Consider the following 18,619-nt stretch of genomic DNA (forward strand, 5'->3'; position numbering starts at 1 on the left):
CCTCTGTCTTGTTGATCGATATCGGCGCACTGCTCCATTGAACAGTACGCGGGTGCTTTTGGTCGGACCGAATATACCCAGCGACATGACCAATTGTATACAAAAAAGTGTTCCATCACGGCAAAAAGCAGCTTTTCCCGAAGCTGTACCGGCGTGCAGAAGCAGCCAACCATCAGCCGCAGACTGCGCCATTGCATGGCATCCAGCGCATTCGCAGCCACTGCGGGGGAGGCCGATGGATTGAAACGACCGTTGCGCGGATTGTATTTACAGACCGCCCGACATTTTGTATACAATGCACACATCACGGCAGCGCACGGTCTACCGACCCGGCGCCGACCGCCAACCACAAGAAGGAACACTGCAGTGAGCGCTGACTATCCACGCGACCTGATCGGTTACGGCAACAACATTCCCCACCCGCACTGGCCGAACGATGCGCGCATCGCCCTCTCCTTCGTCCTCAACTACGAGGAAGGCGGCGAGCGCAACATCCTGCACGGGGATGCCGAGTCCGAAGCCTTCCTCTCCGAGATGGTCGCCGCCCAGCCGCTCAAGGGCGAGCGCAACATGTGCATGGAATCGCTCTACGAATACGGCAGCCGTGCCGGCGTATGGCGCCTGCTCAAGCTCTTCAAAAAGTACGACCTGCCGCTCACCGTGTTCGCCGTGGCCATGGCCGCCCAGCGCCACCCGGAAGCGATCCGCCAGATGGTCGCCGACGGCCACGAGATCTGCAGCCACGGCTACCGCTGGATCGACTACCAGTACATGGACGAGGCGCAGGAACGCGAACACATGTTCGAGGCCGTGCGCATCCTCACCGAGCTGACCGGCCAGCGCCCGCAGGGCTGGTACACCGGCCGCCTGGGCCCGAACACCCGCCGCATCGTCCGCGAGGACGGCAACTTCCTCTACGACTCCGACACCTACGACGACGACCTGCCCTACTGGGACCCGGCGAGCACCGCCGAGAAACCGCACCTGGTGATCCCCTACACCCTGGACACCAACGACATGCGCTTCACCCAGGTGCAGGGCTTCAACAAGGGCGACGACTTCTTCGAATACCTCAAGGACGCCTTCGACGTGCTCTACGCCGAGGGTGCCGAGGGCGCGCCGAAGATGCTCTCCATCGGCATGCACTGCCGCCTGCTGGGCCGTCCGGCGCGCATGGCCTCGCTGGAGCGCTTCATCCAGTACGTTAAGGGTCACGAGAAGGTGTGGATCACCCGCCGCGTCGACATCGCCAAGCACTGGCACGAGAACCACCCGTTCAAAGCGCAGGAGAACAAGGCATGAGCCGCTTCCAGACCCTGACCCCGGCCAGCCTCGACCGCGCCGCCTTCGTCGCCACCTTCGCCGACATCTACGAGCACTCCCCGTGGGTCGCCGAGAAGGCCTATGACCTGGGCGTCGACGACAGCCTGAACGACATCGAACTGCTGCAGCAACGCATGGCCGACATCCTCCTGTCCGCCAGCCATGAAGCGCAGCTGGCGCTGATCAACGCGCACCCGGACCTCGCCGGCAAGGCCGCGATCCGTGGTGAGCTGACCGCCTCCAGCACCGCCGAACAGGCCGGTGCCGGTATCCAGGACTGCACCGCCGAAGAATTCGCCCGCTTCACCGAACTCAACGACGCCTACAAGGCCAAGTTCGGCTTCCCCTTCATCAAGGCGGTGAAGGGCAGCAACCGCCACCAGATCCTGGCTGCGTTCGAAGAGCGCATCCACAACACGCCGGAGCAGGAGTTCCAGACCGCCCTAGCGGAGATCAACAAGATCGCGATGTTCCGCCTGCAGCAGCTCTGAGCCAGCGGACCTTCACTCCCCCTCCCCTGGGAAGGGGCCCATGCGAATAACGAAATAAGAAGACCAGCCATGCGTACCCTGAAGATCGAGCCATTGACCAAGGAAGCCTTCGCCCCGTTCGGTGATGTCATCGAGACCGAAGGCAGCGACTTTTTCATGATCAACAACGGCTCCACCCGCCGTTATCACAAGCTCGCCACCGTCGAAACGGCGCAGCCCGATGACCAGGCGATCATCAGCATCTTCAGCGCCGAATCCCTGGAGATGCCCTTGCGCATCCGCATGCTGGAACGTCACCCGCAGGGCAGCCAGGCGTTCATTCCGCTGCTCGGCAACCCCTTTCTGATCGTGGTCGCGCCCCTTGGCGATGTACCTGTATCGGGCCTCGTCCGCGCTTTCCTGTCCAACGGCAAGCAGGGCGTCAATTACCACCGCGGCGTCTGGCACCACCCGGTGCTGACGATCGAAAAGCGGGATGACTTCCTGGTGGTCGATCGCAGCGGTTCTGGCAACAACTGCGACGAGCATTTCTTCACCGAGGACGAACAGCTCCTCCTCGACCCCCAAGCAAACTAATAAGAGAGGCCCGCCTGCCGCGACGGCGGCACCCGGGCAAGAGGTAAAAAACTGTGGAAGCACATCTCATCGAATGGCTGAACCTGCTGGTCCGCTGGGTCCACATGATTGTGGGCATTGCCTGGATCGGCGCTTCGTTCTACTTCGTCTGGCTGGAGAACAACCTCAATCGCGCCAACCCGCGCGAGGGGCTTTCCGGTGATCTCTGGGCGATCCATGGTGGCGGCATCTACCACCTGGAGAAGTACAAGCTCGCCCCGCCGAAAATGCCGGACAACCTGCACTGGTTCAAATGGGAGGCCTACTCCACCTGGATGTCGGGTGTCTGCCTGCTGACCATCGTGTTCTACCTGAACCCGACCCTGTACCTGATCGCCCCGGGCAGCGACCTGGCTCCGGCCGCCGCCGTGGCCATCGGCATCGGCTCGCTGATCGCCGGCTGGTTCGTCTACAGCACCCTGTGCGATTCGCCGCTGGGCAAGAAACCCGCCCTGCTCGGCGCCATCCTGTTCGGCCTGCTGGTCCTCGCCGCCTACCTGCTCAGCCAGGTGTTCAGCGGTCGCGGTGCCTACCTGCACGTGGGCGCCATCATCGGCACCATCATGGTGGGCAACGTGTTCCGCGTGATCATGCCGGCCCAGCGCGCGCTGGTTAAGGCCATCGAGGAAGGCCGCGAGCCCGACCCGGTACTACCGGCAAAAGGCCTGCTGCGTTCGCGCCACAACAACTACTTCACCCTGCCGGTGCTGTTCATCATGATCAGCAACCACTTCCCGAGCACCTACGGCAGCCACTACAACTGGCTGATCCTGACCTGCATCGCGGCGCTGGCAGTGATCGTGCGTCACTACTTCAACACCCGCCACGAAGGCAATGGCATGGCCTGGGCCCTGCCCGCCGGCGCCGTCGGCATGATCGCCCTGGCCTTCGTCACCGGCCCGAACTGGCCAACCAGCGACGCCTCCTCTACCGCGCAAGCTCAGAAGATCGAGTACCAGCCGCTGCCGGAAACCGCCGTTGGCGGCAAGACCCCGGCCGAACGCGCCAAGGACGAGGAAGCCGCCAAGGCCGCTGCCGCCCAGCAGGCTCAGGCCGCTCCGACCCAGGCGTCCACCGCCGCGGGCTCGACCGAAGGCTTCGACAAGGTCCATCACGTCATCCAGGAACGCTGCGCCGTCTGCCACTCGGCCAAGCCGACCAGCAATCTGTTCAGTACCGCGCCGGCCGGCGTGATGTTCGACACCCCGCAGCAGATCCAGCAGCTCGCCCCGCGCATCCAGGCGCAGGCCGTGGCTTCGCAGGTCATGCCGCTGGGCAACATCACGCAGATGACCCCGGAAGAGCGCAAGCTCGTTGGAGACTGGATCTCCAAGGGTGCCCAGGTTAATTGAGCCTGCGGCACGGCCAGAAGAACCGCACCTTCGGGTGCGGTTTTTTTATGTCTGTACAAAAGTCCGGCATGGCTCGGCGGGTCCGCGATTGCCATCCGCTGCCCCCCTTGAAACAAAAAATGTAGTCCACTCGACCAATGGCTACAGAATTGCTGAAACCAGGAAACACGCGACCTAGAGCCATCCAGCACTGCAGAGACAAAACATGACCGACGAGTTGTATACAAAAATCGATTGAACGTAATACACATCGCGTTTATAAAGTCCCGCACCGCTTCACCCGCTCGGCCCCGGGGGTGAGATCGGCCAGTACTTCCCGGTTGTCGTGCCCGTCCGGCAACCAGCGACTGACAACAATAAAAACCGAGGTGTTGCATGTCCGTGGTAACTGAGCGCTCCCCTACCGGCTCGCCCGTCGACCAGCGTTTGCCCTTGCTGCAGCTGCTGCTGGTCGGCTTCCAGCACGTTCTCCTGATGTATGGCGGCGCCGTCGCCGTACCACTGATCGTCGGCCAGGCCGCCGGTCTCTCCCGTGAAGAAATCGCCTTCCTGATCAACGCCGACCTGCTGGTCGCCGGCATCGCCACGCTCGTGCAATCGCTCGGCATCGGCCCGGTGGGCATCCGCATGCCGGTGATGATGGGCGCCAGTTTCGCCGCCGTGGGCAGCATGGTCGCCATGGCCGGGATGCCCGGTGTGGGCATGACCGGCATCTTCGGCGCGACCATCGCCGCCGGCTTCTTCGGCATGCTCATCGCGCCGTTCATGAGCCGCATCGTGCGCTTCTTCCCGCCGCTGGTAACCGGCACCGTGATCACCTCCATCGGCATGTGCCTGTTCCCGGTGGCGATCAACTGGGCCGGCGGCGGCAAGGCAGCCGCCAACTTCGGCGCCATCGAATACCTCGCCCTGTCCTCCTTCGTGCTGGCAGTGATCCTGCTGATCAACCGCTTCCTGAAGGGCTTCTGGGTCAACGTCTCGGTGCTGATCGGCATGCTGCTGGGCTACATCATCGGCGCCAGCATGGGCATGGTCAGCCTGGACGGCATCGAGCAGCGCCCGTGGTTCGACATCGTCACGCCGCTGCATTTCGGTGCCCCGGAATTCCACCTGGCTCCGGTGCTGTCGATGTGCCTGGTGGTGGTGATCATCTTCGTCGAGTCCACCGGCATGTTCCTCGCCCTGGGCAAGATCACCGAGACCGAAATCTGCCCCAACCGCCTGCGCCGTGGCCTGTTGTGCGATGCCAGCGCGTCGTTCGTCGCCGGCTTCATGAATACCTTCACCCACTCCTCGTTCGCCCAGAACATCGGCCTGGTGCAGATGACCGGCGTGCGCAGCCGCTACGTCACCGCCGCCGCCGCGCTGTTCCTGATCGCCCTGTCGCTGCTGCCCAAGGCCGCCTTCCTGGTCGCCTCGATTCCGCCCGCCGTCCTGGGCGGCGCCGGCATCGCCATGTTCGGCATGGTCGCTGCCAGCGGCATCCGCATCCTTCATGAGGCGGACATCGTCGATCGCCGCAACCAGTTGCTGGTGGCGGTGAGCATCGGGATGGGAATGGTGCCGGTGGTACGCCCGGACTTCTTCGCCGCGTTGCCCCAATGGATGGAGCCGATCACCCATAGCGGCATCGCGATGACCGCGATCTGGGCCGTGGTGCTGAACATCCTCTTCAACATACTCGGCGAACAAGGCCGCGACGCCCTCTGCGGGCATCACTGAAACCCTTTTGCGGGCGCCCCGGGCGCCCGCACCCAAGCCGCGTCCAACTCCTTCGCGGCTTTTTTTCGCCTGCGATTCTTAGTAGGAACGGGCTAGCCCCTGGAGCCTCAGGCTTCCGGCCGGTAGCCCAGGCGCAGGCCGCCCCACTGGCGCCCACGCACGTAGATCGGCACCGAGAGGTCGTGCATCAGCTCGCCGGTATCGCGGCAGTAGGTCTGTAGCAGCATGGGCTGGTTGTGGCTGCCGCAGCGCACCCCGGTGCGGTCGTTGAACAGGCGCTTGCTGCGGCTCTTCAGCATGTCCACCTGCAGGTCGCCGCTGGGCGGATGGCTGAACGCCTGGTTGTGCGTCGGCACGTAACCCTCGGCGGTACAGGCGATGGCGAACACCAGCCCTTCATGGCGTTGCAGCAGGTCTTCCTGGATGCGCGGCAGCACCTCATCGGTGTAACGGTCGAAACGCGTACGGAATTTCTGCGGCCGAGTGCCCGGCATCGGCTGGTAGTCGCGGTCGAACAGATCCTCCGGGCCGATGCGCCCCGTGTCGATATCCGCCTCGAAACGCGCACCGATGGCCTGCGCACCGGCGCGGGCAAGGTCATAGACGCGCTGGTGATAGTCGTCCAGCGCCACCTCAGCCAGGCGCTCGCTGATCATCTCCGCCTGGGTTTCCAACTGCACCGCCGCGTCCGCCAACCGGTGCGTCTGCTCGTCGCTGGCGCGCAGGTCGCCGCGCACCTGCTCGACGGCGGCGAACAGGCTGTCCAGCTGGTTACGGTTGATCTCCGCGCCTTCGGCAATCTCGGTGATCTGGGTCTCCACCGTGGCGGCCAGCCCGGCGATGTCCTGCAACTGCCGGCCAGTACTTTCCACCTGGCTGACGCCCAGGCCCAGGTCATCGGTGAGCTGGCGAATCTGCTCCACCACCTCGCCGGTCTGGCGCTGGATATCCTCGATCATCTGCCCGACTTCGTCGGTAGCCTCGGCGGTGCGTCCAGCCAGGCCGCGCACCTCTTCGGCGACCACCGCAAAGCCGCGCCCATGCTCGCCCGCGCGAGCCGCCTCGATGGCGGCATTGAGCGCGAGCAGGTTGGTCTGGCTGGCGATGGACTGGATCACCTGGGTCACGCGCTGGATGTCCTCGCTGCGCGCATTCAGCGTCTCGATCAGCACGCGGCTGGCACTGGCGCGCTGGCTCAGCTGGCGCATGCAATCGATAGCGGCGTGCAACTCGCTGCGCCCGGCATCGCTGCCGGCGCGGGCGAGCGTGGCTGCCTCCTTCGCCTGGCGGGCCAGATTCGACGTAGCCCGCTCGGTATGGATCATCACCTCGGCGCTGCCGACGATCTGCTCGGCCGCCACCACCTGGGACTCCAGCTTCTCCACCAGGCGCTGCACCGAGAAGGACACCCCGGCGGCGGACAGCGCATTGCGACTGGTGCCCTGGGACAGCTCGCGGGTCAGCTCCGCGACGTCCGGCAATACCGCCAGCGCACCGGCCGGGGCCGCCCGCTCGGGAACGAACCATGGCCCCCAGAGCAGCACCGCGGCCAGCAGCAGGCACAACGACAACGGCCAGCCGCCCAGCGCCTGGGCGATGAACAGCAGCACCAGGCCGCACGTCTGCAGGGTAAGGATGAGGACGATACGCGGGCGCGCGATATCCATGGCGGCAGCTCTCTTCTGGCGGGCCCTACCGCTGCACAGCGCAGGCACGCTGCCGGGAAGCCCGATTATTCTTGTCAGAGCCATTAGGCCGCCTGCTTCACGCGGCGGCTATCGTTCCTTAGTGGTAGACGAGGCGCTGCTTGAGTCGCTACAGGCAGCTGCGCGCCGCCAGGTTGATCGCATCGTCCGGACTCGGCGAATGGCGGCGATAGAGCACCACATCACTTCCCTTGTCCGCTGCCGTAGCCTCCAGCAACGCCTCGGGGCTATCGCTCGCTGTGGCCGGCATCAGCAGCCGGTAGCCAAAGCGGATTTCCTTCACCGCCGACGCCGAGCGAATTGCCTGCCATTTCGGCAACAGGCAGGTCATATAGACCGAGGGCGACTTGGCGCTTTCCATCCGCAACCCTGGCGCCTCCTCCTTCAGCTTGCCCGGCGAGGAACAGGCCGCCAGCAGGATCAGCGGGAGCATCAGCAATAGGCGTTTCATCGAATGAGATCCTTCTGTCAGGAACCCAGAGGGTAGCAGCTGCGTCGATGCTGACCGCTAGGCCAAGACAGACCGCCCGCCGGTTTCCGTGCGCGGAGCGGGCAACCCCGGTAAAATCTCCGCCCTTTCCGCGGTGCGAACGATTTCGCGCCCCAAGCGAAGCCAGATACGAAGCACCGATGACCACTGCCGCTCCGACCGCCACTACCCGCCCCGAGCCTTCCCGCCGCTTCAGCGTGGCGCCGATGATGGACTGGACCGACCGCCACTGTCGGTTCTTCCTGCGCCAGCTCTCCAGCCATGCCTTGCTCTACACGGAGATGGTCACCACCGGCGCCATCCTGCACGGCGATGCCGCGCGCTTCCTGCGTCACGACGAGTGCGAGCACCCGCTGGCCCTGCAACTGGGCGGCAGCAATCCGGCGGACCTGGCGGCGGCGGCGAAGATGGCCGAAGCAGCTGGCTACGACGAAGTGAACCTGAACGTCGGCTGCCCCAGCGACCGCGTGCAGAACAACATGATCGGCGCCTGCCTGATGGGCCACCCGGCGCTGGTGGCGGAGTGCGTGAAGGCCATGCGCGATGCGGTATCGATCCCGGTAACGGTCAAGCACCGCATCGGCATCAACGGCCGCGACAGCTATGAGGAACTCTGCGACTTCGTCGGCCAGGTGCGCGACGCCGGCTGCCGCAGCTTCACCGTGCACGCGCGCATCGCCATCCTCGAAGGCCTGTCGCCCAAGGAAAACCGCGAAATCCCACCGCTGCGCTACGACATCGCCGCGCAGCTCAAGCGCGACTTCTCGGAACTGGAAATCGTCCTCAACGGCGGCATCAAGACCCTGGAAGAATGCCGCGAGCACCTGCAGGTGTTCGATGGCGTGATGCTCGGCCGCGAGGCTTACCACAACCCCTACCTGCTGGCCCAGGTGGACGCCGCGCTGTATGGCTCGTCGGAGCCGGCCATCACCCGCGCGCAAGCCCTGGCGCGAATGCGCCCGTACATCGAGCGGCACATTGCCGAAGGCGGCGCAATGCACCATGTGACCCGCCACGTCCTTGGCCTGGCGCAGGGATTCCCTGGCGCACGGCGCTTCCGCCAACTGCTCTCGGTGGACGTTCACAAGACCAAGGATTCGCTGGGGTTGCTTGATCAGGCGGGAGAACTTCTCGCCGGTCACTGAGTCCCGTTGAGTGGCGCATCGGCCTCGGGTAAGGTCGATGCACTCTCTACGGAAGACGCGCCATGACCTCCAAGCTGGAACAACTCAAGCAATACACCACGGTTGTCGCCGATACCGGCGATTTCGACGCCATTGCCCGCCTGAAGCCGGTGGATGCCACCACCAATCCGTCGCTGCTGCTGAAGGCTGCCGCCCTGCCCCGCTACGCCGAGCACCTGGCACGCGCCACCGAAGGCGCGCAGGGTGACGCCGGCCTCGCCTGTGATCGCTTCGCCGTCGCCGTGGGCAAGGACATACTGGGCGTGATTCCGGGGCGCATCTCCACCGAGGTTGACGCCCGCCTGTCCTTCGATACCGAAGCCACGCTGCAGCGCGCCCATCGCCTGATCGACCTGTATGACCAGCAAGGCATCGGCCGCGACCGCGTGCTGATCAAGATCGCCTCCACCTGGGAAGGCATCCGCGCTGCCGAGCAACTGGAGCGCGAGGGCATCCAGACCAACCTCACCCTGCTGTTCTCCTTCGCCCAGGCCGCCGCCTGTGCCGACGCCGGTGTGTTCCTGATCTCGCCCTTCGTCGGGCGCATCTACGACTGGTACAAGAAGGCCAATAACCGCGACTACGTCGGCGCGGAAGATCCAGGCGTGCAGTCCGTTTCGCGCATCTATCGCTACTACAAGGCCAACGGCTACGACACCGTAGTGATGGGCGCCAGCTTCCGCAACCTCGGCCAGATCGAGCAGCTCGCCGGCTGCGACCGCCTGACTATAAGCCCGGACCTGCTGCAGCAATTGGCTGATGCCCAGGGCGAGCTGCCGCGCGCGCTGCAGCCCGGTGGTGGCGAGGCGCGCCAGGTTCTGGACGAGAGCACCTTCCGCTGGCAAATGAACGAAGACGCCATGGGCACCGAGAAGCTGGCCGAAGGCATCCGCCTGTTCGCCCGCGACCAGGAAAAGCTCGAGGCGCTGCTCGCCAACCGCTGAAAACTGCGGACGAGCAAATGCAAACCGGCGCCCCAGGGCGCCGGTTTGCATTTCAGCTCATCGAATCAGTGGCGCTCGAGCGCGCTCACCAGATCGTGGAAGGCCTCGCGGTTGGTCTCGTTCAGGCCCATCAGGATACGGTGGGCCTCGAGCACCTTACCGCGCACCACCTCCTCAGACTGGTCCTGGGGAGGCAGATCGGTCAGGCAATCCGAGCACGGAATCGGGCGATCGACGATGTTGAACACCTGATCGAAGCCCATCGACTGCAGCAACCGGGTGATGTCCGCGTTGGTGGTGACCAGCGTGGGCAACAGTCCGACCTTCTGCCGCGAGAGAATCGACAACTTCGCCAGGAGGCCCAGCGTGGTGCTGTCGATGCTCTGGGTTTCCGTGAGATCGATGATGATCGCCGAGAAATTCAACGCGGCGAAGATTTTTTCAATGGTGGCATCCAGCGCCGAACACAAGGTCAGTCGGACTTCGCCCACGAACTTCAGGACGAATGAGCCATCCTGCTCGGCGAACTGGATTTTACCGGTACTCATGCAAGGTTCCTGCTCAACACCAGCAAGGCAATATCATCCGGCATCTCGGACAACTTGGCCAGTCCGAAGACTTGACGCAGGCCATCCAGGGTTCCGCCGGCGGCGACGACCTGCTCGGGCAGTGCCGTCTCCTTTTCTTTCAGCGTAGCTCCCGGAAGGACATCGAGAATGCCGTCCGAGAACAGGGAAAGACTGAAGGATTTGGGAAGATCGAGGACATGATCCTCGTAAGTCGCTTCGTCGAACAGCCCAACCGGCAGGCCTCTGCCTTCCAGGTAACGGGCTTCGCCGTCGACATAGAGCACAGGCAACGGCAGGTGCCCGCCGATGCTGTAGGTCAGGCGGTCGGTATCCAGGTCGATCACGCCGCCGAGCATGGTCACGTGCTTGCCCAGGTTGCAGTTGATCAGCCCGCGGTTGATGTGGCCGAGGACGTCCGACGGCTTGAATTCCGGCAGCATGTCGTTGCGCTTGGACTCGTACAGCAGCCGCGTGGTCATGAACTTCAGCAGCACGGTGACGAAGGCGGACGAGGCGCCGTGCCCCGAAACGTCGGCGAGATAGAAGCCGATGCGGCGGGCGTCGACACGGAAGTAATCGACAAAGTCACCCGACAGGTACAGCGACGGGATGATCTGGTGGGAAAACGCCAGTCCTTCGGACTCCCAGGGCGTTTCCGGCAGCATGTTCATCTGCACCTGGCGACCGGCGTTCTGGTCTTCCTGGAGCAGGTTCAGGCTGGCCTGCAGTTCGCGGTTGGCGGTTTCCAGCTTTTCGCGATAGCGGCGGTTTTCCGAGCGCAGGAAGGCGCGGTCCAGGGCACGGCGTACCGAATGTTCCAGGACGGCAAGGTCTTCCAGCGGCTTGATCAGGTAGTCGGCGGCACCCAGGCGCAGGGCTTCGACGGCATCGCTCATCACACCGGCACCGGACAGCACGATCACCGGGGTTTCCACCGCCATCTCGCTGACGCGACGGATCAGCTCGAGGCCGTCCATCTGCGGCATGCGCAGATCGCAGATCACCAGGTCGGGGAGTTGGTGTTCGAAGACCTTCAGGCCTTCCAGGCCGTTGGTGGCCTGTGTGACCTTGAATCCGCTGTCTTCCAGGTAGGCGGCGAGGCTTTCGCGGACGACGTCGTCGTCATCGATAATCAGCAGCGAGGCACTGGCTTTGTGCATGGGTCATCCAGGCAAACGGCGCCGGGGTTGTGGTTTGGCGCTCATTCTAGGGAACAGCGGCGCGGGTCGGTCGCGACAAGGCGCAGACAGTACTCCCATCCGCTCAAGGGTTCAAGCAGCCGCAGCCCGCGCCACGAACGGCGCGGGCTGGAGCACAGGAGCGGGCTGCGGGCAAGGCGGATCAGAAGTCGTCTTCGACCTCGCCGTCCTTGACCTTGAACTCGCGGTTCTGCAGGTAGGCGTTGCGGATGAAGGTGTATTTGTCGCCGCTGATCAGCTTCTCGGACTTGAGCAGGTCGGCGCGGGTATCGACCACGTTGACGCCGCGCAGGCTGTTACGCACCGATACATTGTCGATGTAGGGATACGGGCCGGTGTAGGCATCCGGGATCAGCGAGGGCGCATCGCGCAGGGTGCTGGGGCCCAGCAGCGGCAGCATCACGTAAGGGCCGCTGCCCACGCCGTAATGGCCGAGGGTCTGGCCGAAGTCTTCGTCGTTGCGGCGCAGGCCCATGTGGGTCGCGACGTCGATGAAGCCGGCCAGGCCGAAGGTAGTGTTGAACAGCAGGCGGCTGGTGTCGACGCCGGCATCGCGGAACTTCAGTTGCAGCAGGTCGTTGACCAGGTTGCGCACGTCACCGATGTTGCCGAAGAAGTTGTGCACGCCGTCTTGCACGACGTTCGGTGTGACGTACTGGTAGCCCTGGGCCAACGGCTTGAGGGCGTAGGTGTCCAGTGTGTCGTTGAAGGTGAAGATCGGGCGGTTGACGCTTTCCCACGGGTCGTCTTCGCTGGCGGCCTGTGCCAGGAACGGGATCGTGGCCAGACCGGCGGCGGCGAGCAGGCTGAAGCAGCGTTTCGTCCATTGGACGCCTAGTGGGCGCATCGGGAGTTCTCCAGTGAATGTCTTTCGGGCCAGCCATGGCGGCCCCGCTGTGCGGGCAGATTATATAGAGGCCGAAGGGTTTTGCGGACCCGAACCGATCTCGCAGGATTTCGATTTGGATCACGCTCTGCCGTTTCGCTTGCCTTCAACAGAAAGCATAGTGCCACTTCAGTCCGGATACCGTGCGTCGATGACAATTTCCAGTGCATCGGAACGCCAGAACTCCTGGTCCCACTCCACCATCCGGCCACCGTCGACAAAGCTTGCGCGCTCCACGTGCAGTCCTGGCGCGCCCGGCGTCAGTTGCAGCGGTGTCGCCCGCGCAGCCACCAGCGCCGTGGAATGCATGGCCAGCTCGGAACGTGACAGGCTGAGTCCCAGCTCCTCGCGCAGTACGCGGGTCAGCGAGGTGTCCAGACCATGGTCGAGCAACCCGGGGCACCAACTGGCATCCAGGGTGATTTCCTCCAGCATTACCGGGCGTTCGTCGACCCAGCGTCGGCGCAGGATATAAAACACCTCGGCCCCTTCATCCAGCCCCATGCGTCGAGCGATAGCGGGCCCGGCGGTACGGCGTTCAGCCGCCAGCACTTCGGTACGCGGCACCCGCCCCTGGGCCTGGACGTAATCCATGAAGCCCGTGGTGCGGGTCGGGTTGTAGCGGATGCGCGGCGGTGAGACGAACCAGCCGCGGCGATTCTCGCGGTAGAGCACGCCTTCTGTTTCCAGCTGTTGCAGCGCCTCACGCAGGGTTACGCGGGTGCAGCCGAAGCGTTCGGCCAGCTCGCGCTCGGCGGGCAGGCGCTCGGTGAGGGTGTCGTTGGCGATGTCCTGCGCCAACTGGTCGCGAATGCGCAGGTAATGGGGCATGGGTTCGACCGGCATGGGTGTCTTCCACAAAAAGGCGCGGCGATTATAACGGGCAGCAGGGGGACTTCATCGGACCGTCACAATGGCTCGCTAGTCTGGCCTAGACCAATTATCAGAAAAGCCCACCATGCCTGCGACTGCCGACCTTCCGCGCTTCACCACCCTGCTGTTCGGACTGTCCGGTGATCTGGTGGACTTCGGCGCAAGGACGCTGCCGGTTGCCCTGCAACGTAGTTGCCCCGATTGTCCGCCGGAGCGCCTGACCTCCGCCCTCGCCCTGCCCCCGCAGCAGGCGCTGGATCTGGCCCTGGGCCACGATGCCGACGCCCCCGAGTGCGACTTGTTCCAGTCGGCCCTGGACGAAGCCGCCCAGGCCCACGCCGAGGTGACGCCCGGCGCGCTGGATGCCTTGCAGTCACTGCACCGGCGCGGTATTCCCTGCGGCTGGCTGGATGAGCTACCCAGGGCCACCACGCTGCATCTTGCTGCCGCGCTGGACGAACACCTTGCCACCGGCCTGGATATTGCCGGCCGCCAGTGGCCGGCGCCAGACTCCTGCTGGCAGGCACTGATGCAGCTTGGCACGCCATTACTGGACGGCTGCGTGCTGGTCAGCGGCCAGCCGCGCCTGCTCCAGGCAGGCCTGAACGCCGGCCTGTGGACCATCGGCCTGGCCGCCAGCGGCCCACTGTGCGGCCAGGCGCCGGGAGACTGGGACGCCCTGGGCAACCTCGACCGCGACCGCCTGCGCGCACAGGCCACGCTGGGCCTGTACCGGCTCGGTGTGCACTCGGTCATCGATCACCTGGGCGAGCTGGACTCCTGCCTGCAGGACATCGCCGGCCGCCGCCTGAAAGGAGAAAAACCATGAAGCACGAACGCCACCGCTTTCTCGACGAGCTGGCCGAGCGCTTCGCCAGCCACGGCGCCGAACCTTACGGTGAGGCCGTCAGCCAGGCCGAGCACGCGTTGCAGTGCGCCACCCTGGCCGAGCGCGCCGGCTGTTCCGACAGCCTGGTGATCGCCGCCCTGCTCCACGACATCGGCCACCTCTATGAAGATCCGCAACTGATCGATGAACAGGACCAGCGGCACGAGGAGTTCGGCGCCAACCTGCTGCGCGAGCTGTTGCCCGAAGCCGTCTGGCAGCCGATTCGCCTGCACGTAGCCGCCAAGCGCTACCTCTGCGCGGTGGACCCGGCCTACCACGCCGGCCTGTCCACGGCCTCGCGGCAGAGCCTGGCGCTGCAGGGCGGGCCGTTCGATGAACGCGGCTCCAGCGCCTTTCTCAACGCGCCCTTCTCCCAGGACGCGCTGACGCTGCGCCGCCTGGACGACCTGGGCAAGGACCCGGCCATGCGCACGCCGGAGCTGGAGCACTTCTTCCCGCTGCTCGAACGTCTCCTGCGCGTTGATCGGCATCAGGCAAGGGTGCGCGCGGCGAGTTAAGCTCAAAGGCATGGCGATGGACCTTTTCCCCGTCGGGCGAGGTCCATCTTTGGGTACGTACCGCAGAAGGACACCACCATGCCGACACAACGCCTCCAGGAAGAACTTCAGGCCCTGCGCGACCAGCTGGAGCGCCAGCCGCCGCTGAACGCGGAGGAGCGCGAATCGCTGCAAGCCCTGATCAAGGACATCGAATTGCAGCTGGCCAACGAAGAGGCGCTGGCCGACGAGACCCTGATGGACAACGTCAACCTGGCCGTCGAGCGCTTCGAGGCAAGCCATCCGACCTTGGCCGGCACGCTCCGCTCCATCGTGCAGAGCCTGGCGAACATGGGCATCTGAAGCTCCCAGACATGAAAAACCCGGCCAAGGCCGGGTTTTTTGTATCCGCGATTGACAGGCGCGCCAGCAACTACTGACGCACCAGCCGGCGATTGTCCGGCTGCACGGCTTCGCTGCTGCGGTACGGGTTGATGTCCAGCCCACCACGGCGCACGTAACGTGCATAGACGGTCAGGCGAGTCGGCTGCAGCAGGCGCTGCAGGTCGAGGTAGATGCGCTCGACGCACTGTTCGTGGAAGTCCTGGTGCTGGCGGAACGAGACGACGTAGGCCAGCAGGCTTGCGGCATCCAGCGCCGGGCCGGCGTACTCGACCACCAGGGTGCCCCAGTCCGGCTGGCCGGTGACCGGGCAGTTGGATTTGAGCAGGTGGCTGTAGAGCACTTCGTCGACGCGTCGAGTGTCATCGCAGCTCAGCAGTTCCGGGCGCGGGTGGTCGTAGCTCTCCACCGCAACGTCCAGATCATCGACACAGGTGCCTTCGATGACGGCAACGCCCTCGCCTGCCACTTCGTCCAGGCTGCGTACGCGCACACCGACCGGCGCGCCAGCGGCGGCAGACAAGTCGCGCTCCATCACCGCACGCACGGCTTCGGCGCTGTCGAAGGCGGTCTGGTTCAGCGAGTTGAGGTAGAGCTTGAAGGACTTGGACTCGATGATGTTAGGCGACTGCGCCGGGATCGAGAACTCGCCGATGGCCACCACCGGCTTGCCCGATGCGGTCAGCCAGGACAGCTCGTAGCAGTTCCACAGATCCACGCCCTGGTACGGCAGGGTGTCCGCAGTCAGGCCCAGCTCCGCCCACTTGGTGGTGCGCGAGATCGGGAAGAGCAGCTCCGGCGCGTAGGTGGAGACGTATTCGCTGGATTTGCCCAGGGGCGAGTGTTCGGCGGGATGCTGCATGTGAGGACCTGCTGGATCGACGTTGCGGGCGGTGGCGCGAGGCGGCGAGTGTATACAAATCCGCCTCGCCTTTCAGCAGCCGGCGGACGAACCGGGCCCTTCGCCGCGACACCCGCCCTGCAGGAGCGAGCTTGCTCGCGAACCGTCATGGCGATAACGCCGCCGGGAAATCCGTTCGCGAGCAAGCTCGCTTCTATGAAGAGCAACCTACCCTCAGAACCACATCCGCACGCCCGCGACCCAGTAGCCCTCCTCGTCATCCTCGCCTTCGGCGCGGGCGATGTCGCCGCTGCGGCCATAGGTCTTGCTCCAGACATAGCCGAAATAAGGGGCGAACTCGCGACGGATTTCGTAGCGCAGGCGCAAACCCGCCTCCAGTTCGCTGCCGCCCGCGCCCACGCCGATATCCCGGTCATCGGCCAGCGCCAGGTTGTATTCCAGCGATGGCTCGAGGATCAGCCGCTGGGTCAGCAGCAGCTCATACTCGGTCTCCAGGCGCAGGGATGGATCGCCGCGCTCGCTGAGAAACAAGTTGGCGTCCACCTCGAACCACTGCGGTGCCAGGCCCTGGATACCCAGCACGGCGTAAGTACGTGACGGTCCCGGCTGGTCGTCATGGCGCACACCCACCTGCCAGTCCCAGAAATCCGCGACCATTCGCTGGTAGAGCAGTTGCACCTCATTGTCGATGGTCGGGCCGCCGGCATCGCGCTCGCCTTCCAGCTTCAGACGGAGCTTCTGGTAATCGGTGCCGTACCAGCCCTGGGCTTCCCAGCCCAATGTCTGGTCGTTGCCGTGGAAGCGGCTTTCCAGGCGCTGGATCAGCAGCGAGCCCATCGGCATGTCGTCCATCTCGGCACTTTCTGCGGGCAAGGCCAGGCCCAGGGTCGCCGCGCAGGCCACCGTTGCAATGCGTTTCATGGCGGGTCCTCAGAGACTGGCGCTGGCGGGTGCCGGCTCGACGATGACCTTGCGCATCATGCCGGCGGCCATGTGGTAGATCAGGTGGCAGTGGAAGGCCCACTCGCCCAGCGCGTCGGCCGGTACGTCGACGTCCAGGGTGCTGCCCGGCGCCACGCTGACCACATGCTTGAGCGGGTTGAAGCGGCCATTGCCCTTGTCCAGCTGCATCCACATGCCGTGCAGGTGCATGGGGTGGGTCATCATGGTGTCGTTGACGAAGCGGATGCGCACGCGCTCGCCGTAGGTCAGGCGGATCGGCTCCGCCTCGGAGTACTTCTTGCCGTCGATGGACCAGAAGTAGCGCTCCATGTTGCCGGTCAGGCGAAACTCGATGGTGCGATCCGGCGCACGGTAGTCGGCGTAGGGACGCATGGCTTTCAGGTCCGCGTAGACCAGCAGGCGATTGCCCGGCTCGGCCGGTTGCGGGGTCAGACCGCTGCCGGGGGCGTAGTCGGACTTCGGCGCCGCGGCGCCCATGGTCGAATGATCCATCCCAGCCATCTGCGAATGATCCATGCCGGCCATTTTGGAGTGATCCATGCCGGCCATGTCCGAACCTTCCGGATGTCCCATCGCCATGCTGCCGTGATCCATGCCTCCGTGGCTCATGCCCATATCGGCCATGGTCAGCAACGGCCGCTCGCGCAGAACCGGCACCTCGGCGACCAGCCCCTCGCGCGGCGTCAGGGTGGCACGGGCGTATCCGCTGCGGTCCATCGCTTCGGCGAAGAAGGTGTAGGCGCGGTCTTCCTGCGGCTGGACAATCACGTCATAGGTTTCGGCCACGGCGATACGCAGTTCGTCCACCGTCACCGGCTGCACGTCGTTGCCGTCGGCCTGCACCACAGTCATCTTCAGGCCGGGAATGCGCAAGTCGAAATAGCTCATGCCCGAGCCGTTGATGAGGCGCAGGCGCACTCGCTCGCCAGGCTTGAACCGGCCGGTCCAGTTCTGTTCGCTGTCCTGACCATTGACCAGGAAGCGGAAGCCGGCGATGTCGGCGATGTCCGTCGGTGTCATGCGCATGCCGCCCCAGCTCAGGCGGTCGCGCAGGGTCGCCAGAAAACCATTCGCACTGGAGTCGGCGATGAAATCCCCCAGGGTTCGCTGGTTATGGTTGTAGTAGTCGCTCTGCTTCTTCAGGTTGGCGAACACGGTTTCCGGCTTCGTGTCGTGCCAGTCCGCGAGCAGCAAGGTGTACTCGCGGTCATAGCGGTAGGGCTCGCGCGACTTCGGTTCGATCACCAGTGGGCCATAGAGGCCCTCGATTTCCTGGAAGTCGCTGTGGGCGTGGTACCAGTAGGTGCCGGACTGCTTCACGGTGAAGCGGTAGGTGAAGGTCTCGCCGGGCTTGATACCCGGAAAGCTGATGCCCGGCACGCCATCCTGGGTGTAGGGCAGGATCAGCCCGTGCCAGTGCAGCGAGGTGTCGCGGTCGAGGGTGTTGGTGACGCGCAATTCGACGTCCTCGCCCTCCTTGAAGCGCAACTCCGGCGCGGGCGTCCGGCCGTTCACCGTGAGCGCCTTGCGTGCGCCATCGGACAGTTTCAACTCGCCCTCGCCAATCGTCAGGTCATACACGCCCGCCTGCACCGCCAACGGTGCCAGCAGCAGCGCCCCCAGAGCCCAATCCCTTGCGCGAATCATCTTGG

Annotated in this window: 19 protein-coding genes; 10 read left to right on the plus strand and 9 right to left on the minus strand. The window is 64.7% G+C overall.

Going from position 1 to position 18,619, the window contains the following annotated elements:
• The first annotated feature begins 366 nt into the window (after nt 1–366).
• From puuE to A9513_RS16090, 5 genes are all read left to right on the plus strand, one after another.
• A complete protein-coding gene (puuE, locus tag A9513_RS16070) occupies nt 367–1,302 on the plus strand; it encodes an allantoinase PuuE (RefSeq protein ID WP_024763898.1) in 936 nt (311 codons plus the stop codon).
• Nucleotides 1,299–1,814, plus strand: coding sequence for a 2-oxo-4-hydroxy-4-carboxy-5-ureidoimidazoline decarboxylase (gene uraD / locus A9513_RS16075; protein WP_015477806.1), 516 nt, complete (start codon nt 1,299–1,301; stop codon nt 1,812–1,814). Before puuE ends, uraD begins: the two co-directional genes overlap by 4 nt.
• 69 nt (nt 1,815–1,883) lie before the next feature.
• Nucleotides 1,884–2,390, plus strand: coding sequence for an ureidoglycolate lyase (locus A9513_RS16080; protein ID WP_024763897.1), 507 nt, complete (start codon nt 1,884–1,886; stop codon nt 2,388–2,390).
• A gap of 53 nt (nt 2,391–2,443) precedes the next feature.
• The gene (locus A9513_RS16085; RefSeq protein ID WP_024763896.1) at nt 2,444–3,781 is read left to right on the plus strand and encodes a urate hydroxylase PuuD; all 1,338 of its coding nucleotides are present in this window, start codon (nt 2,444–2,446) and stop codon (nt 3,779–3,781) included.
• A gap of 375 nt (nt 3,782–4,156) precedes the next feature.
• Nucleotides 4,157–5,503 carry a nucleobase:cation symporter-2 family protein gene (locus A9513_RS16090; protein WP_024763895.1) on the plus strand — a complete coding sequence of 449 codons (1,347 nt, stop codon included), beginning with the start codon at nt 4,157–4,159 and terminating at the stop codon, nt 5,501–5,503.
• Between the two features lie 107 nt (nt 5,504–5,610).
• Here the strand turns inward: A9513_RS16090 and A9513_RS16095 are convergent, their stop codons facing one another.
• Nucleotides 5,611–7,170, minus strand: a complete 1,560-nt coding sequence (locus A9513_RS16095; RefSeq protein ID WP_024763894.1) for a methyl-accepting chemotaxis protein — start codon at nt 7,168–7,170, stop codon at nt 5,611–5,613.
• Nucleotides 7,171–7,318: 148 nt separating this feature from the next.
• On the minus strand, nt 7,319–7,660 hold the full coding sequence (locus A9513_RS16100; protein ID WP_065085061.1) for a hypothetical protein: 342 nt from the start codon (nt 7,658–7,660) through the stop codon (nt 7,319–7,321).
• Nucleotides 7,661–7,839: 179 nt separating this feature from the next.
• On the opposite strand from A9513_RS16100, the gene dusA reads away from it, so the two are divergent.
• Nucleotides 7,840–8,844: a tRNA dihydrouridine(20/20a) synthase DusA gene (gene dusA / locus A9513_RS16105; RefSeq protein WP_065085062.1), complete on the plus strand. Its 1,005-nt coding sequence runs from the start codon at nt 7,840–7,842 to the stop codon at nt 8,842–8,844.
• Between the two features lie 62 nt (nt 8,845–8,906).
• Nucleotides 8,907–9,827 carry a transaldolase gene (tal, locus tag A9513_RS16110; protein WP_024763891.1) on the plus strand — a complete coding sequence of 307 codons (921 nt, stop codon included), beginning with the start codon at nt 8,907–8,909 and terminating at the stop codon, nt 9,825–9,827.
• A 65-nt stretch (nt 9,828–9,892) separates the two neighbouring features.
• Here tal and rssC read toward each other — a convergent pair whose 3' ends face one another.
• The 4 genes from rssC to A9513_RS16130 all read right to left on the minus strand — a co-directional run bounded on the left by rssC (nt 9,893) and on the right by A9513_RS16130 (nt 13,327).
• Nucleotides 9,893–10,375, minus strand: a complete 483-nt coding sequence (gene rssC, locus A9513_RS16115; RefSeq protein WP_017517513.1) for an anti-sigma factor antagonist RssC — start codon at nt 10,373–10,375, stop codon at nt 9,893–9,895.
• The gene (rssB, locus tag A9513_RS16120) at nt 10,372–11,556 is read right to left on the minus strand and encodes a two-component system response regulator RssB (protein ID WP_024763890.1); all 1,185 of its coding nucleotides are present in this window, start codon (nt 11,554–11,556) and stop codon (nt 10,372–10,374) included. Before rssB ends, rssC begins: the two co-directional genes overlap by 4 nt.
• Before the next feature lie 181 nt (nt 11,557–11,737).
• Nucleotides 11,738–12,442, minus strand: coding sequence for a VacJ family lipoprotein (locus A9513_RS16125; RefSeq protein ID WP_024763889.1), 705 nt, complete (start codon nt 12,440–12,442; stop codon nt 11,738–11,740).
• 168 nt (nt 12,443–12,610) lie between these two features.
• Nucleotides 12,611–13,327 carry a UTRA domain-containing protein gene (locus tag A9513_RS16130; protein ID WP_065085063.1) on the minus strand — a complete coding sequence of 239 codons (717 nt, stop codon included), beginning with the start codon at nt 13,325–13,327 and terminating at the stop codon, nt 12,611–12,613.
• Between the two features lie 112 nt (nt 13,328–13,439).
• On the opposite strand from A9513_RS16130, the gene A9513_RS16135 reads away from it, so the two are divergent.
• The 3 genes from A9513_RS16135 (at nt 13,440) to A9513_RS16145 (ending at nt 15,103) form a co-directional block, all read left to right on the plus strand.
• Nucleotides 13,440–14,183: a phosphatase gene (locus A9513_RS16135; RefSeq protein ID WP_065085064.1), complete on the plus strand. Its 744-nt coding sequence runs from the start codon at nt 13,440–13,442 to the stop codon at nt 14,181–14,183.
• Nucleotides 14,180–14,761: a phosphonate degradation HD-domain oxygenase gene (locus A9513_RS16140; protein ID WP_024763886.1), complete on the plus strand. Its 582-nt coding sequence runs from the start codon at nt 14,180–14,182 to the stop codon at nt 14,759–14,761. Before A9513_RS16135 ends, A9513_RS16140 begins: the two co-directional genes overlap by 4 nt.
• Nucleotides 14,762–14,839: 78 nt before the next feature.
• Nucleotides 14,840–15,103, plus strand: coding sequence for a DUF4404 family protein (locus A9513_RS16145; protein ID WP_024763885.1), 264 nt, complete (start codon nt 14,840–14,842; stop codon nt 15,101–15,103).
• A 70-nt stretch (nt 15,104–15,173) separates the two neighbouring features.
• On the opposite strand, the gene queF is transcribed toward A9513_RS16145, so the two are convergent.
• The 3 genes from queF to A9513_RS16160 all read right to left on the minus strand — a co-directional run bounded on the left by queF (nt 15,174) and on the right by A9513_RS16160 (nt 18,614).
• The gene (gene queF, locus A9513_RS16150; RefSeq protein ID WP_065085065.1) at nt 15,174–16,004 is read right to left on the minus strand and encodes an NADPH-dependent 7-cyano-7-deazaguanine reductase QueF; all 831 of its coding nucleotides are present in this window, start codon (nt 16,002–16,004) and stop codon (nt 15,174–15,176) included.
• A 213-nt stretch (nt 16,005–16,217) separates the two neighbouring features.
• On the minus strand, nt 16,218–16,925 hold the full coding sequence (locus A9513_RS16155) for a copper resistance protein B (RefSeq protein ID WP_065085066.1): 708 nt from the start codon (nt 16,923–16,925) through the stop codon (nt 16,218–16,220).
• 9 nt (nt 16,926–16,934) lie between these two features.
• The gene (locus tag A9513_RS16160) at nt 16,935–18,614 is read right to left on the minus strand and encodes a copper resistance system multicopper oxidase (protein WP_065085067.1); all 1,680 of its coding nucleotides are present in this window, start codon (nt 18,612–18,614) and stop codon (nt 16,935–16,937) included.
• Between the last annotated feature and the right edge of the window lie 5 nt (nt 18,615–18,619).

This window comes from Pseudomonas sp. AU12215 (assembly GCF_001675465.2).
Lineage (GTDB): Bacteria > Pseudomonadota > Gammaproteobacteria > Pseudomonadales > Pseudomonadaceae > Pseudomonas > Pseudomonas nitroreducens.

Coding starts and splice junctions, on each gene's coding strand:
- uraD (WP_015477806.1), top strand. CDS start 1,299: ATGAGCCGCTTCCAGACCCTGACCCCGGCCAGCCTCGACCGCGCCGCC.
- A9513_RS16080 (WP_024763897.1), top strand. CDS start 1,884: ATGCGTACCCTGAAGATCGAGCCATTGACCAAGGAAGCCTTCGCCCCG.
- A9513_RS16090 (WP_024763895.1), top strand. CDS start 4,157: ATGTCCGTGGTAACTGAGCGCTCCCCTACCGGCTCGCCCGTCGACCAG.
- A9513_RS16095 (WP_024763894.1), bottom strand. CDS start 7,170: ATGGATATCGCGCGCCCGCGTATCGTCCTCATCCTTACCCTGCAGACG.
- A9513_RS16100 (WP_065085061.1), bottom strand. CDS start 7,660: ATGAAACGCCTATTGCTGATGCTCCCGCTGATCCTGCTGGCGGCCTGT.
- dusA (WP_065085062.1), top strand. CDS start 7,840: ATGACCACTGCCGCTCCGACCGCCACTACCCGCCCCGAGCCTTCCCGC.
- tal (WP_024763891.1), top strand. CDS start 8,907: ATGACCTCCAAGCTGGAACAACTCAAGCAATACACCACGGTTGTCGCC.
- rssC (WP_017517513.1), bottom strand. CDS start 10,375: ATGAGTACCGGTAAAATCCAGTTCGCCGAGCAGGATGGCTCATTCGTC.
- rssB (WP_024763890.1), bottom strand. CDS start 11,556: ATGCACAAAGCCAGTGCCTCGCTGCTGATTATCGATGACGACGACGTC.
- A9513_RS16125 (WP_024763889.1), bottom strand. CDS start 12,442: ATGCGCCCACTAGGCGTCCAATGGACGAAACGCTGCTTCAGCCTGCTC.
- A9513_RS16130 (WP_065085063.1), bottom strand. CDS start 13,327: ATGCCGGTCGAACCCATGCCCCATTACCTGCGCATTCGCGACCAGTTG.
- A9513_RS16135 (WP_065085064.1), top strand. CDS start 13,440: ATGCCTGCGACTGCCGACCTTCCGCGCTTCACCACCCTGCTGTTCGGA.
- A9513_RS16140 (WP_024763886.1), top strand. CDS start 14,180: ATGAAGCACGAACGCCACCGCTTTCTCGACGAGCTGGCCGAGCGCTTC.
- A9513_RS16145 (WP_024763885.1), top strand. CDS start 14,840: ATGCCGACACAACGCCTCCAGGAAGAACTTCAGGCCCTGCGCGACCAG.
- queF (WP_065085065.1), bottom strand. CDS start 16,004: ATGCAGCATCCCGCCGAACACTCGCCCCTGGGCAAATCCAGCGAATAC.
- A9513_RS16155 (WP_065085066.1), bottom strand. CDS start 16,925: ATGAAACGCATTGCAACGGTGGCCTGCGCGGCGACCCTGGGCCTGGCC.
- A9513_RS16160 (WP_065085067.1), bottom strand. CDS start 18,614: ATGATTCGCGCAAGGGATTGGGCTCTGGGGGCGCTGCTGCTGGCACCG.